A 13,374-nucleotide genomic window follows, 5' to 3' on the forward strand; every position below is an offset into this window, starting at 1 on the left:
AAGGCAGAGACCTTATGTCCCCACAAGCACACTCCTCGTCCTGGCCGGTGCTCAAGCGCCTGCTCGGTTATGTGAAGGAGCGCAAGCTCGGTCTGGTGGCCGCCATCTTCGGCATGGCCGGCTACGCCGCCGTCGACACCACTTTCGTCTATTCCATCAAGCCGCTGATCGACGAGGGCCTGACCGGCCAGGATCCGAACGTACTGAAGTGGATGCCGCTGTTCGTGATCGGCATCGTCTTCCTGCGCGGCGTCTGTACTTTCCTGTCCGGCTACTGCATGGCCTGGGTCGGCAACCATGTGGTGATGACCCTGCAGCAGCAGGTGTTCAACAAGCTGATGGCCATGCCGGTGGCCTTTTTCGACCGGCACAACACCGGCAATCTGCTGTCCAAGGTGACCTACGACGCCTCCCAGGTGTCGTCGGCGGCCAGCTCCACCCTGGTGACCCTGGTGCGGGAGGGGGCCACGGTGATCGGCCTGCTGGGCCTGATGTTCTACCATTCCTGGCAGCTGTCGCTGATCTTCTTCGTGGTCGGCCCGGTGGTAGGGGTGATGATAGCGGTGATCAGCCGCCGTTTCCGCCGCATCAGCAAGGGCATGCAGGACGCCATGGGCAACATCACCAGCAGCACCGAGCAGATGCTCAAGGGCCACAAGGAAGTGCTGATGTTCAACGGCCAGCGGGTGGAGTCGGGCCGCTTCTCCGGGGTCAGCAACAAGGTGCGCCAGCAGAACATGAAGATGGTGGCGGCCGACTCCATCGGCACCCCATTGGTGCAGGTGATCGCCTCCACCGCCCTGGCCATACTGCTCTATGTGGCCACCTTCGATGACATTCAGCAGCAGCTGACGCCGGGCACCTTCACCGTGATCGTCACCTCCATGATGATGCTGATGCGGCCGCTGAAGAGCCTGACCCAGGTCAACGCCGCCTACCAGCGCGGCATCGCCGCTTGCCAGAGCCTGTTCGAGCTGCTCGACAGCGACGGCGAACAGGACGAAGGCGACAGGCCGTTGGCGCGGGCCCAGGGCCGGATCGAATTCGACCATGTCACCTTCCGCTACCCCACCAAGGACACCCCGGCGCTGAAGGACGTCAGTTTCAGCCTGGCGCCGGGCAAGACCATCGCCCTGGTGGGTCGCTCCGGCTCGGGCAAGAGCACCATCGCCAGCCTGCTGACCCGCTTCTACGACGTGGACCAGGGCGAGATCCGCCTGGATGGGGTCGATATCCGCCAGTACCGGCTGAGCGATCTGCGGCGCCAGTTCGCCCTGGTGTCCCAGCATGTGCACCTGTTCAACGACACCATCGCCAACAACATCGCCTACGCCGCCCAGGGCGAGTACAGCCGCGAACAGATCATCGCGGCGGCCAGGGTGGCCTACGCGGATGAATTTATCCAGAAGTTGGATCAGGGCTACGACACCGTGATCGGCGAGAACGGCGCCAGCCTGTCCGGCGGCCAGCGCCAGCGCATCGCCATCGCCCGGGCCATGCTGCGCAATGCGCCGCTGCTGATCCTGGACGAGGCCACCTCGGCACTGGATACCGAATCGGAGCGTCATATCCAGGCGGCGCTGGAGGCGTTGCGCAAGGACAGGACGGCGCTGGTGATCGCCCATCGGCTGTCCACCATCGAGAACGCGGACGAGATCCTGGTGATCGACGAGGGCAGGGTGGTGGAGCGGGGCACCCATGCGGAGCTGCTGGCGCGCGAAGGCGCCTACGCCCAGCTGCGCAGCATCCAGTACGGCGAAGCCTGATGCGGGCCTGGTACAAGGCCCCCGGCTGGTTGTGGCTGCTGGCGCCCCTGAGCGGCCTGTTCGCCCTGGCGAGCGGCCTGCGCCGCTGGCTGTTCCGGCGCGGCTTCAAGGCCGTGTACCGGGCGCCGGTGCCGGTCATCGTGGTGGGCAACCTGACCGTGGGCGGCAACGGCAAGACGCCGCTGGTGGTCTGGCTGGTGGAGTGGCTGCGCGGCCAGGGCTACCGGCCCGGGGTGATCAGCCGGGGCTACGGCGGCAAGGCCGAGCGCTATCCCCTGGTGTTGGATGAGGCCACTTCCGCCGCCGAGGCCGGCGACGAGCCGGTGCTGATCCACAGACGCACCGGCTGCCCGGTGGTGGTGGGGCCCAACCGGAGCGAGGCCGCCGCCCGCCTGGTGGCGCTGGGCGCGGACATCATCGTCAGTGACGACGGCCTGCAGCACTACGCCCTGGCCCGGGACATCGAACTGGTGGTGGTGGACGGCAGGCGCCGTTTCGGCAACGGCCAGCTGCTGCCCATGGGCCCCCTGCGCGAGGGGCTGTGGCGGCTCGGCCGGGTGAGTGCCGTGGTCAACAACGGCGGCCCGGCCCGGGCCGGGGAATACCTGATGCAGCTGGAGCCGGGGCCGCTCCGGCCGCTGGCGGGGGAGACGGCGCCCGAGCCCGGCACCCGGGTTCATGCCCTGGCGGGTATCGGCCATCCGCCGCGCTTTTTCGCCACCCTCGAACAACTGGGCTTTGTCCTTGACCGGCGCCTGGCCCTGGCCGACCATAAAGCGGTGAGCCCGCAACAACTGGCGGCGCTGGCGTCGGCTCCCCTGCTGGTGACCGAGAAGGATGCGGTGAAGTGGCCGGGGGGGCACGACAACGCCTGGTTCGTTCCCGTCGATGCCCGGCTGCCTCCCGAATTTGAACAGATGCTGTTAACCCGACTGAAGGAGCAAGACCATGGCGATTGACGCCAAACTGGTGGAAATCATTGCCTGCCCGGTGTGCAAGGGCAAGCTGCAACTGGACCGGCAGCACAACGAGCTGATCTGCCGTTTCGACCGGCTGGCCTATCCCATTACCGAGAACATTCCGGTGCTGCTGGAAAACCGGGCCCGCAAACTCGACCTGGATGAGCTGCCCGGATGAGCGTTATCGTCGTGATCCCCGCCCGCTTCAGCTCCACCCGGCTGCCGGGCAAGCCCCTGGCCGATATCCATGGCAAGCCGATGATCCGCCGGGTGGTGGAGCAGGCCCAAAAGAGCGCCGCCGCCCGGGTGGTGGTGGCCACCGATGACGAGCGCATCCGTGCCGCCCTGGCGGATGCCGGGGTGGAGGTGTGCATGACCGGCCGCCATCACGAGTCCGGCACCGAACGCCTGGCCGAGGTGGTGGAGCTGCTCGGCCTGGCCCCGGACGAGATAGTGGTCAATGTGCAGGGGGACGAACCCCTGTTGCCGCCCGAACTGGTGGATCAGGTAGCCGGCCTGCTGGCCGGCAGTGACGCCCCCATGGCGACCCTGGCCACCCCCCTGGAGACGGCGGCCCAGTGGCAGGATCCCAACGTGGTCAAGGTGGTGCAGAGCCTGGCGGGCAAGGCGCTTTATTTCAGCCGGGCGCCCATTCCCTGGGACAGGGACGGCATGGCGGCCGGTGCACCGGCGTTGGACGGCTGTCTGCGCCATATCGGTATCTATGCCTACCGGGCCGGCTTTATCCGCCGTTACCTGGCCTTGCCGGCCAGCCCCCTGGAGCAGCGGGAAAAACTCGAGCAGCTCAGGGTACTCTGGCACGGCGAGAGCATCGCCCTGGCCGAGGCCTGCGTGGTGCCGCCGGCCGGGGTGGATACTCCTGAGGATCTGGAGCTGGTTCGTCGCCTGCTGAGCGAGGGCTGACTCGATTCAGCTCCCGCGGCAAGAGAAAATTCACTGCAAGAAAAAAGATAACGGGGTACATTGCCCCGCAATAACGGCGTACCGCCGCCACAAGGAAACCTCTGAGGAAAGTTATGATTACCCTGGGTGAATACATCGTCAAGAAACAAGCTGAATACCCCAGCGCCACCGGCGAACTGTCGTCGCTGCTGTCTTCCATCCGCCGTGCCGCCAAGGTGGTCAACCGGGAGATCAACCGAGCCGGCCTGGCCGTTGACATCATCGGCGGCAGCAGCGGCAGCGAGAACGTGCAGGGCGAGGTGCAGCAGAAGCTGGATGTATACGCCAACGATATGTTCAAGGCGGCGCTGGAAGCCCGGGGCGAGGTGTGCGGTATCGCCTCCGAAGAGGAAGATCATTTCGTGGCCTTCGACAGCGAAAGCCATTCCAATGCCAAGTACGTGGTGCTGATGGACCCGCTCGACGGTTCTTCGAACATCGACGTAAACGTTTCCGTGGGCACCATCTTCTCCATCTACCGCCGGATCAGCGAGCCGGGCGAGCCGGTGACCATGGAGGACTTCCTGCAGCCGGGCATCAACCAGATCGCCGCCGGCTACGTGGTGTACGGCTCCTCCACCATGCTGGTGTACACCACCGGCCACGGGGTGCACGGCTTTACCTATGATCCCACCCTCGGCTCCTTCTGCCTGTCCCACGAGAATATCCGCATTCCCGAGGAAGGTACCATCTACTCTATCAACGAGGGCAACTACATCAAGTTCCCCGACGGGGTGAAGAAGTACCTCAAGTATTGCCAGGAGAAGGACGACGCCAGCAAGCGGCCCTATACCTCCCGCTACATCGGCTCCCTGGTGTCCGACTTCCACCGCAACATGCTCAAGGGCGGCATCTATATCTATCCGTCCGGCACCAGCGCCCCCAACGGCAAGCTGCGCCTGCTGTACGAGTGCAATCCCCTGGCCTTCCTGGCCGAGCAGGCGGGCGGCAAGGCGTCCGACGGTTTCCGCCGGATCATGGAGATCAAACCCACCTCCCTGCACCAGCGCACGCCCTACTTCGTCGGCTCCACCCGCATGGTGGAAAAGGCCGAGGAGTTCATGACCCAGTACTCGTCGCCCGCGGCCGAATAAGGGCCGAGCGGGCGCCACGGCGCCATCCCGCACAATATCGAGGCCGGGCTTGATCCTGATCAAGCCCGGCCTTGTTGTCCGTCTTGAAAGTTGCCGGCGGCTGATAATACTTGATCTTGGAGTGGTCAAAAAACAATCAACCCGAGGAGGTGGTTATCATGGCACTGAAAGATCTGTCCCCGTCCAGACTGGCGCCCTGGAACTGGTTCCGCCACGAGCAGGACGAGGCCATGCCCATGGTGGACAAGGAGCAGGACGTCCACCCCATGCTCCGGCTGCAGCAGGACATGGACCGGCTGTTCGAGCGCAGCCTGCGCCGTTTCGGTGCCCCGTCCCTGGAAGACTGGCCCAGCTTCAGCCAGCTCAAACCCAGCCTGGACATCAGCGAACGGGAAGGCAACTACTTGATCAGCATGGAGATCCCCGGCGTCAAGAAAGAGGACATCAGCCTCACCCTGGAAGGGAACCGGCTGACCATCCGGGGCGAGAAGAAATACGAACACGAAGAGAAAACCGACAAGCTGCACCGGGTGGAGCGCAGCTACGGTCACTTCCAGCGCTTGCTCACCCTGCCGGACGATGCCAGGGCCGGCGATATCAAGGCCGAGTTCAAGGACGGGGTGCTGAAGGTCAGCGTTCCCCGCCAGCCGCACAGCGAAAGCAAGGCCAAGCAGATCGATATCGGTCCCTCGGCCTAGGGGCGGCACTCATAACAAAAAGGCCGGCGTGATGCCGGCCTTTGTCTTGCCCGAAAGGCTGCTTACTTTTCGACCTGGGACTTGAAATCCCGCTGGGGCGCGCCGGTGTACAGCTGGCGCGGACGGCCGATCTTCTGCTTGGGATCGGAGATCATCTCGTTCCAGTGGGACATCCAGCCCACGGTACGGGCCAGGGCGAAGATCACGGTAAACATGGAGGTCGGGATACCGATGGCCTTCAGGATGATACCGGAGTAGAAGTCCACGTTCGGATACAGCTTGCGCTCGACGAAGTAGGGGTCGGACAGCGCGATACGCTCCAGCTCCATGGCCACGTCCAGCAGCGGATCCTGGATCTTGAGGTCGTCCAGCACTTCGTGGCAGGTGTCGCGCATCACGGTGGCGCGCGGATCGAAGTTCTTGTACACCCGGTGACCGAAGCCCATCAGGCGGAAGGGATCGTCCTTGTCCTTGGCCTTCTCGATGTATTCGGGAATGCGATCCACGGAGCCGATCTCTTCCAGCATCATCAGGCAGGCCTCGTTGGCGCCACCGTGGGCCGGTCCCCACAGGGAGGCGATACCGGCGGCGATACAGGCGAAGGGGTTGGCACCGCTGGAGCCGGCCAGGCGCACCGTGGAGGTGGAGGCGTTCTGCTCGTGATCCGCATGCAGGGTGAAGATGCGGTCGATGGCGCGCTCGACGATGGGGTTGACCTTGTACTCCTCGCAGGGCACGGCGAACATCATATGCAGGAAGTTGCCCGCATAGCTCAGGTCATTGCGCGGATACACGAAGGGCTGGCCGATGGAGTACTTGTAGGCCATGGCGGCGATGGTCGGCATCTTGGCGACCAGACGGTGGGCCGCGATTTCACGATGTTGAGGATTGTTGATGTCCATGGGATCGTGGTAGAAGGCGGACAGGCCGGCGATCACGCCGCAGACGATGGCCATGGGGTGGGCATCGCGGCGATAGCCCTTGAAGAAGGACGACAGCTGCTCGTGCACCATGGTGTGACGCATGATGTTGTGGTGGAACTTTTCGTACTGCTTGGCGGTAGGGGCCTCGCCGTACAGCAGCATGTAGCAGACTTCAAGGTAGTTGGCGTTTTGTGCCAGCTGGTCGATCGGGTAGCCACGGTGCAACAGTATGCCCTGGTCACCGTCGATGTAGGTGATTTCGGACCGACAGGAAGCGGTAGCCATAAAACCGGGGTCGAAGGTGAAATAACCGTGTGAGCCCAGGGAACTGATATCGATCACATCGTAACCAGCAGTGCCTGACGCGATCGGAAGCTCGATGGGTTCCTTGCCGGGCAGATGCAGTGTGGCCTTTTGGTCAGCCATAGCACGTCTCCTTTTGCTTTTATAATAGATCCACGGGTAAGAATATTTACGCAGATTAAACGATTTTTTAATCGCTTTCACCTCCCATGGTGCGGCCATATTGAAGACAGAAGCGAGGGCGAATGTCAATTTTCGTCGGCGTGCCGCACAGCCCGTTAACCCCGTTGTGCGATCGAGTTTACATATTTGGCAATTGTTTCAGGGCCTTCATTGTAATTGCTCCCCCCCCTCCTTATACTGGCCGCCGAGGGTATAAGATGCAGTTGTGGCCATGTCGCAGATGCAGGCCAGGGGGTCCCGAGCGGTAGTAAGGCGAGGGGTTCCTGATGTGCATTTTTTGTCATGACCTCATTTTCGTATACCCGGGCAACACCTGTTAAAACAATAACTAACGTGCTCAATGGAGCTAGTGGGCAAGACCGTGACTAAAAAACAGAGACCTGTAAACCTCGACCTACGGACTATTCGCCAACCTGTCACCGCCATCGCATCCATCCTCCACCGGGTTTCCGGTGTCATCACGCTGTTTGCACTCGCCATCCTGCTGTGGCTGCTCAGTTACTCGCTCTCTTCCGAGGCCGGGTTCCGGGCGGTTGTGGATATTCTCGACGGTTTCTTCGTCGGGTTCATCCTCTGGGGTGTGCTGACTGCACTGGCCTACCATATCGTGGGCGGCATTCGCCACCTGATTATGGATCTGGGCTACTGTGAGGAGCTGGAGTCGGGTGCGCTGAGCGCCAAAGTGGCGTTCGGTGTGACAATTGTATTGTCACTGCTGGCGGGGGTACTGGTATGGTAACCAATTCTGCAACCTTTGGCCGCAGCGGCGTGCATGATTTCATGCTGATCCGTGCCACGGCCATCATTTTGACCTTATACACCATCTATCTGGTGGGCTTTATCGCCTTCAACGACATCACCTACGAGGTCTGGACCGGCTTTTTCGACAAGACCTTCACCAAGGTGTTTACCTTGCTGGCCTTGTTCAGCGTGCTGATGCACGGCTGGATCGGCGCCTGGCAGGTGCTGTCCGACTATGTCAAGCCGGCGCTGTGGCGCGGCCTGGCCCAGTTCGGGGTGGTGGTGTTGCTGCTGGTGTATCTGCTGACCGGTATCGTTGTTCTGTGGGGTGTATAAGGTGACTATTGCAATTCGCGAATTCGACGCCGTGGTAATCGGCGCCGGCGGCGCCGGCATGCGCGCCGCCTTACAAATAGCGGAATCCGGCAAGAGCTGCGCGCTCCTGTCCAAGGTATTCCCGACCCGTTCCCATACCGTGTCCGCCCAGGGCGGCATCACGGTGGCGCTGGGCAATGCCCACGACGACAACTGGGAATGGCACATGTACGACACCGTCAAGGGCTCCGACTACATCGGTGACCAGGACGCCATCGAGTTCATGTGTCAGACCGGCCCCGAGGCCATCCTCGAGCTGGAAAAAATGGGTCTGCCCTTCTCCCGTTTCGATAACGGCAAGGTGTACCAGCGTCCCTTCGGCGGCCAGTCCAAGGCCTTCGGCGGCGAACAGGCGGCACGCACCGCGGCGGCCTCCGACCGCACCGGTCACGCCCTGCTGCACACCCTCTACCAGCAGAACGTCAAGCATCAGACCACGGTGTTCTCCGAGTGGTATGCCCTGGATCTGGTGAAGAACCAGGACGGTGACGTGGTCGGCTGTACCGCCATCGATATCGAAACCGGTGAGGTGGTCTACTTCAAGGCCAAGGCGACCATACTGGCCACCGGCGGCGCCGGTCGTATTTTCCAGTCCACCACCAACGCCCATATCAACACCGGCGACGGTGTCGGCATGGCGCTGCGCGCCGGCGTGCCGGTACAGGACATGGAAATGTGGCAGTTCCACCCCACCGGCATCGCCGGCGCCGGGGTGCTGGTGACCGAAGGTTGCCGGGGCGAGGGCGGTTACCTGCTGAACAAGGACGGCGAGCGCTTCATGGAGCGTTATGCCCCCAACGCCAAGGACCTGGCCGGTCGCGACGTGGTGGCCCGCTCCATGATGATCGAGATCCGCGAAGGCCGCGGCTGCGACGGCCCCTGGGGTCCGCACATCAAGCTGAAGCTGGATCACCTGGGCAAGGAAGTGCTGGAAAGCCGCCTGCCCGGCATCTGCGAGCTGTCCCGCACCTTCGCCCACGTGGACCCGGTGAAAGAGCCGATCCCCGTTATCCCCACCTGTCACTACATGATGGGCGGTATCCCCACCAACGTGCACGGCCAGGCCCTGAAACAGGATGCCAACGGCAACGACGTGCCGGTGAAGGGCCTGTTCGCCGTGGGCGAGATCGCCTGCGTGTCGGTGCACGGTGCCAACCGCCTGGGCGGCAACTCCCTGCTCGACCTGGTGGTGTTCGGTCGTGCCGTGGGTCGTCACCTGACCGAAGCCCTGAACGAACTGGGTGAGGTGCGTGGTGCGTCCGAGTCCGACCTCGACGCCTCCCTGGCCCGTTACCACCGTTGGGAAAACACCCGCAGCGGTGAGGATCCGGTACAGATCAGGAAAGACCTGCAGCGCTGCATGCAGAACAACTTCTCCGTATTCCGGGAAGGCGATGCCATGGCCGAAGGCCTGGCCGAGCTCAAGGTGATCCGCGAGCGTCTGAAGTCCGCCCGTCTGGACGACACCAGTCGCGACTTCAACACTCAGCGTATCGAGTGCCTGGAGCTGGACAACCTGATGGAAACCGCCTACGCCACCGCCGTGGCCGCGAACTTCCGTACCGAAAGCCGTGGTGCTCATTCCCGCTTCGATTATCCGGAGCGTGACGATGAGAACTGGCTGTGTCATTCGCTGTACAGCCCGGAAACCGAGTCCATGACCAAACGCTCCGTGAATATGTCGCCGAAGACCCGTGACGCATTCCCGCCGAAGGCGCGGACTTACTGAGGGGAGGGGATAACATGCAAATTACCATTTCTGTTTACCGCTACAACCCGGAAACCGATTCCGCACCGCACATGAAGGACTATCAGCTGGATGTCCCCCAGGGCTCCGACATGATGGTGCTGGATGCCCTGCTGCTGCTGAAGGAGCAGGATCCTGGCCTGGCCTTCCGTCGCTCCTGCCGTGAAGGCGTGTGCGGCTCCGACGGCCTGAACATGAACGGCAAGAACGGCCTGGCCTGTATTACCCCGCTGTCCGATCTGCTGGCCAAGGGCAACAAGGTGGTGATCCGCCCGCTGCCCGGCCTGCCGGTGGTGCGCGACCTGGTGGTCGATATGAGCCAGTTCTACACCCAGTGGGAGAAGGTCAAGCCTTTCCTCATCGCCGAAGACAAGCAGCCGCCCGCCCGCGAGCGCCTGCAGTCGCCGGAAGAACGTGCCAAGCTGGACGGGCTGTACGAGTGCATTCTGTGCGCCTGCTGCTCCACCTCTTGTCCGTCCTTCTGGTGGAACCCGGACAAGTTCATCGGTCCGGCCGGCCTGCTGGCCGCCTATCGCTGGCTGGCCGACAGCCGCGACACCGCCACCGATGATCGCCTGTCCAACCTGGATGACGCCTTCAGCGTGTTCCGCTGCCACGGCATCATGAACTGTGTGAACGTGTGTCCCAAAGGCCTTAACCCCACCAAGGCCATCGGTCATATCAAGTCCATGCTGTTGAAACGGGCCGTGTAATAGTCCCAAACTGATAATCCGCCGCCCGCGAGGGCGGCTTTGACTCGACGACCAGAACGACAGTAGCCCTGTCGAGAAGTTACAAAGGGATAAAGATGCACAATGGCGTAATGCAAGCCTGGCTGGAATCTTCTCACCTGGCCGGTGCCAATGCGACCTATGTAGAAGACCTGTACGAGGCCTATCTTGCCGATCCTGAAGCCGTTCCCGACCAATGGAGGTCCGTTTTCGACGGCCTGCCGGCGCAAGACGGCAACGTTCAGGACCAACCCCACTCGCAAGTAAGAGATTATTTTCGCCGCCTCGCCAAAGACACCTCCCGTTATGCCACCCCAGTCAGTGACCCCCATACTGACGCCAAGCAAGTCAAAGTTCTGCAGCTGATCAACGCCTACCGTTTCCGGGGCCATCAGAACGCGAACCTGGACCCGCTCGGGCTGTGGAAACGGGAAACCGTGGCGGAGCTGGATCCGGCCTTCCACAACCTGACCGGCGCAGACCTCGAGGCGACCTTCAACGTGGGCTCCTATGCCATCGGCAAGGAAACCATGAAGCTGAAGGATCTGGTGGCCGCCCTGAAGAAGACCTACTGCGGCTCCGTGGGTGCGGAATACATGCACATCACCAGCACCGAAGAAAAACGCTGGATCCAGAGCCGCCTCGAGCCGGTGGTCGGTGCCCCCCGTTACACCCAGGAAGACAAGCTGCGCTTCCTCGACAGCCTGACCGCCGCCGAGGGTCTGGAGAAATACCTGGGCGCCAAGTTCCCCGGTGCCAAGCGCTTCTCCCTGGAAGGTGGCGACGCCCTGATCCCCATGACCAAGGAGCTGATCCGTCGCTTCGGCGAGAAGGGTGGCCGGGAAGTGGTGATCGGCATGGCCCACCGGGGCCGCCTGAACATGCTGGTCAATGTGCTGGGCAAGCGCCCGCAAGACCTGTTCGACGCCTTTGCCGGCAAGTACGAGACCCAGAGCTCCGGTGACGTCAAGTATCACATGGGCTTCAGCTCCGACTTCGAAACGCCCGGCGGCGTGGTGCATCTGGCGCTGGCCTTCAACCCCTCGCACCTGGAAATTGTCAACCCCGTGGTTATCGGCTCGGTGCGCGCACGCATGGACCGGCTCGACAACCCGGACGGCCGCCAGGTGCTGCCGATCACCATCCACGGCGACTCGGCCTTCGCCGGCCAGGGCGTGGTGGCGGAAACCTTCAACATGTCGCTGACCCGCGGCTATGGCGTGGGTGGCACCGTCCGCATCGTGATCAACAACCAGGTGGGTTTCACCACCTCCAACCCGCGCGATACCCGCTCCACCGAGTACTGTACCGACATCGCCAAGATGGTGCAGGCGCCCATCTTCCACGTCAATGCCGACGATCCGGAAGCCGTGGTGCAGGTGACCCAGCTGGCCCTGGACTTCCGCAACGAGTTCGGCCGTGATGTGGTGATCGATCTGGTGTGCTACCGCCGTCACGGCCACAACGAGGCGGACGAGCCGAGCGCGACCCAGCCGCTGATGTACCAGAAGATCAAGAAGCACCCGACCCCGCGCAAGATCTACGCGGACCGGCTGATCGAGGAGAGCACCGTCTCTACCGAAGACGCCACCTCGATGATCAACGAGTACCGGGATGCCCTGGACCATGGCGAGTGCGTGGTCAAGGAATGGCGCCCGATGGAGAAGCATTCCGTCGACTGGTCTCCCTACCTGGGCCACGAGTGGGACATGCCTTACGACTCCACCTATCCGCTGGACAAGCTGAAGGATCTGGCCGAGCGGGTGACCAGCTACCCCGAGACCCACACCCTGCAGCGCCAGGTCGGCAAGATCTATGATGACCGTCGGCTGATGGCCAAGGGCGAAAAGCTGGCGGACTGGGGCTTTGCCGAAGTGCTGGCTTACGCCACCCTGTGCGACAGCGGCTATGAAGTTCGCCTCACCGGCCAGGATTCCGGCCGCGGCACCTTCTTCCACCGCCATGCGGTGCTGCACAACCAGAACGACGCCAGCACCTATACCCCGCTGTGCCACCTGTCCGGCAACCAGGGCCAGTTCCAGGTCTATGACTCGGTGCTGAGCGAAGAGGCGGTGATGGCATTCGAATACGGCTATGCCACCGCCGAGCCGGAAGGCCTGACCATCTGGGAAGCCCAGTTCGGTGACTTCGCCAACGGTGCCCAGGTGGTGATCGACCAGTTCCTGAGTTCCGGCGAGCAGAAGTGGGGGCGGATGTGCGGCCTGACCCTGCTGCTGCCCCACGGCTACGAAGGCCAGGGCCCCGAGCACTCCAGCGCCCGTCTGGAGCGCTACCTGCAGCTGTGCGCCGAGCACAACATGCAGGTGTGCGTGCCGACCACCCCGGCCCAGGTGTTCCATATGCTGCGTCGTCAGGTGCTGCGTCCCATGCGCCGCCCGCTGGTGGTGATGACGCCCAAGTCGCTGCTGCGTCATCCGCTGGCGGTGTCCGAGCTGGACACCCTGGCCAGTGGAACCTTCCAGAATGCCATCGGCGAGATCGATGCCCTGGATCCGAAAGGCGTCAAGCGGGTTGTCCTGTGCTCCGGCAAGGTCTATTACGATCTGCTGGAAGCCCGCCGCAAGAATGAACAAACGGATGTGGCCATTATCCGGATCGAGCAATTGTATCCGTTCCCTCAGGAAGAGGTTGCCGCGATTCTTGCCGACTACCAGCACGTGAAAGACTTCGTCTGGTGTCAGGAAGAGCCGCAAAACCAAGGGGCCTGGTATTGCAGCCAGCACCATTTCTGGGCTGCCATCCCGGCGGGTGCCAACCTGCGTTATGCCGGTCGTGCCGCTTCTGCGTCCCCGGCCGTGGGTTACACCTCTGTTCACTTACAACAACAAAAAGCGTTGGTCGAAGACGCACTGACGTTGACTGAAGCATAA

At 62.6% G+C, this 13,374-nt stretch carries 12 protein-coding genes; 11 read left to right on the top strand and 1 reads right to left on the bottom strand.

Annotation, left to right across the window (positions count from 1 at the left end; genetic code table 11):
* The first annotated feature begins 14 nt into the window (after window positions 1-14).
* The 6 genes from msbA to ACT7DK_RS07855 all read left to right on the top strand — a co-directional run bounded on the left by msbA (window position 15) and on the right by ACT7DK_RS07855 (window position 5,480).
* Window positions 15-1,766, top strand: a complete 1,752-nt coding sequence (gene msbA, locus ACT7DK_RS07830) for a lipid A ABC transporter ATP-binding protein/permease MsbA (protein WP_445397964.1) — start codon at window positions 15-17, stop codon at window positions 1,764-1,766.
* A complete protein-coding gene (gene lpxK, locus ACT7DK_RS07835; RefSeq protein WP_445397966.1) occupies window positions 1,766-2,725 on the top strand; it encodes a tetraacyldisaccharide 4'-kinase in 960 nt (319 codons plus the stop codon). Before msbA ends, lpxK begins: the two co-directional genes overlap by 1 nt.
* Window positions 2,715-2,903, top strand: a complete 189-nt coding sequence (locus ACT7DK_RS07840; protein WP_094040296.1) for a Trm112 family protein — start codon at window positions 2,715-2,717, stop codon at window positions 2,901-2,903. The genes lpxK and ACT7DK_RS07840 overlap by 11 nt, the downstream gene beginning before the upstream one ends.
* Entirely contained in the window at window positions 2,900-3,649 is a 750-nt protein-coding gene (gene kdsB, locus ACT7DK_RS07845; RefSeq protein ID WP_445397969.1) for a 3-deoxy-manno-octulosonate cytidylyltransferase, read from the top strand. Before ACT7DK_RS07840 ends, kdsB begins: the two co-directional genes overlap by 4 nt.
* A 113-nt stretch (window positions 3,650-3,762) precedes the next feature.
* On the top strand, window positions 3,763-4,782 hold the full coding sequence (fbp, locus tag ACT7DK_RS07850; protein ID WP_445397971.1) for a class 1 fructose-bisphosphatase: 1,020 nt from the start codon (window positions 3,763-3,765) through the stop codon (window positions 4,780-4,782).
* A gap of 158 nt (window positions 4,783-4,940) precedes the next feature.
* Window positions 4,941-5,480, top strand: a complete 540-nt coding sequence (locus ACT7DK_RS07855; protein WP_445397973.1) for an Hsp20/alpha crystallin family protein — start codon at window positions 4,941-4,943, stop codon at window positions 5,478-5,480.
* 62 nt (window positions 5,481-5,542) lie between these two features.
* Here ACT7DK_RS07855 and ACT7DK_RS07860 read toward each other — a convergent pair whose 3' ends face one another.
* Window positions 5,543-6,829 (bottom strand): citrate synthase, encoded by a 1,287-nt coding sequence (locus ACT7DK_RS07860; RefSeq protein ID WP_445397975.1) that lies wholly within the window; start codon window positions 6,827-6,829, stop codon window positions 5,543-5,545.
* Window positions 6,830-7,238: 409 nt separating this feature from the next.
* Here ACT7DK_RS07860 and sdhC point away from each other — a divergent pair, with 409 nt between their 5' ends.
* The 5 genes from sdhC to sucA all read left to right on the top strand — a co-directional run bounded on the left by sdhC (window position 7,239) and on the right by sucA (window position 13,374).
* Window positions 7,239-7,628, top strand: coding sequence for a succinate dehydrogenase cytochrome b556 subunit (sdhC, locus tag ACT7DK_RS07865; RefSeq protein WP_232513298.1), 390 nt, complete (start codon window positions 7,239-7,241; stop codon window positions 7,626-7,628).
* Window positions 7,622-7,966: a succinate dehydrogenase, hydrophobic membrane anchor protein gene (gene sdhD / locus ACT7DK_RS07870; RefSeq protein WP_375057999.1), complete on the top strand. Its 345-nt coding sequence runs from the start codon at window positions 7,622-7,624 to the stop codon at window positions 7,964-7,966. The genes sdhC and sdhD overlap by 7 nt, the downstream gene beginning before the upstream one ends.
* Window position 7,967: 1 nt before the next feature.
* Window positions 7,968-9,734: a succinate dehydrogenase flavoprotein subunit gene (sdhA, locus tag ACT7DK_RS07875; RefSeq protein WP_445397978.1), complete on the top strand. Its 1,767-nt coding sequence runs from the start codon at window positions 7,968-7,970 to the stop codon at window positions 9,732-9,734.
* Window positions 9,735-9,748: 14 nt separating this feature from the next.
* Complete coding sequence (locus tag ACT7DK_RS07880; RefSeq protein WP_445397980.1) at window positions 9,749-10,465, top strand: succinate dehydrogenase iron-sulfur subunit; 717 nt, start codon at window positions 9,749-9,751, stop codon at window positions 10,463-10,465.
* Between the two features lie 95 nt (window positions 10,466-10,560).
* Window positions 10,561-13,374, top strand: a complete 2,814-nt coding sequence (gene sucA / locus ACT7DK_RS07885) for a 2-oxoglutarate dehydrogenase E1 component (protein ID WP_445397982.1) — start codon at window positions 10,561-10,563, stop codon at window positions 13,372-13,374.

It is taken from the genome of Zobellella sp. An-6 (assembly GCF_052487945.1).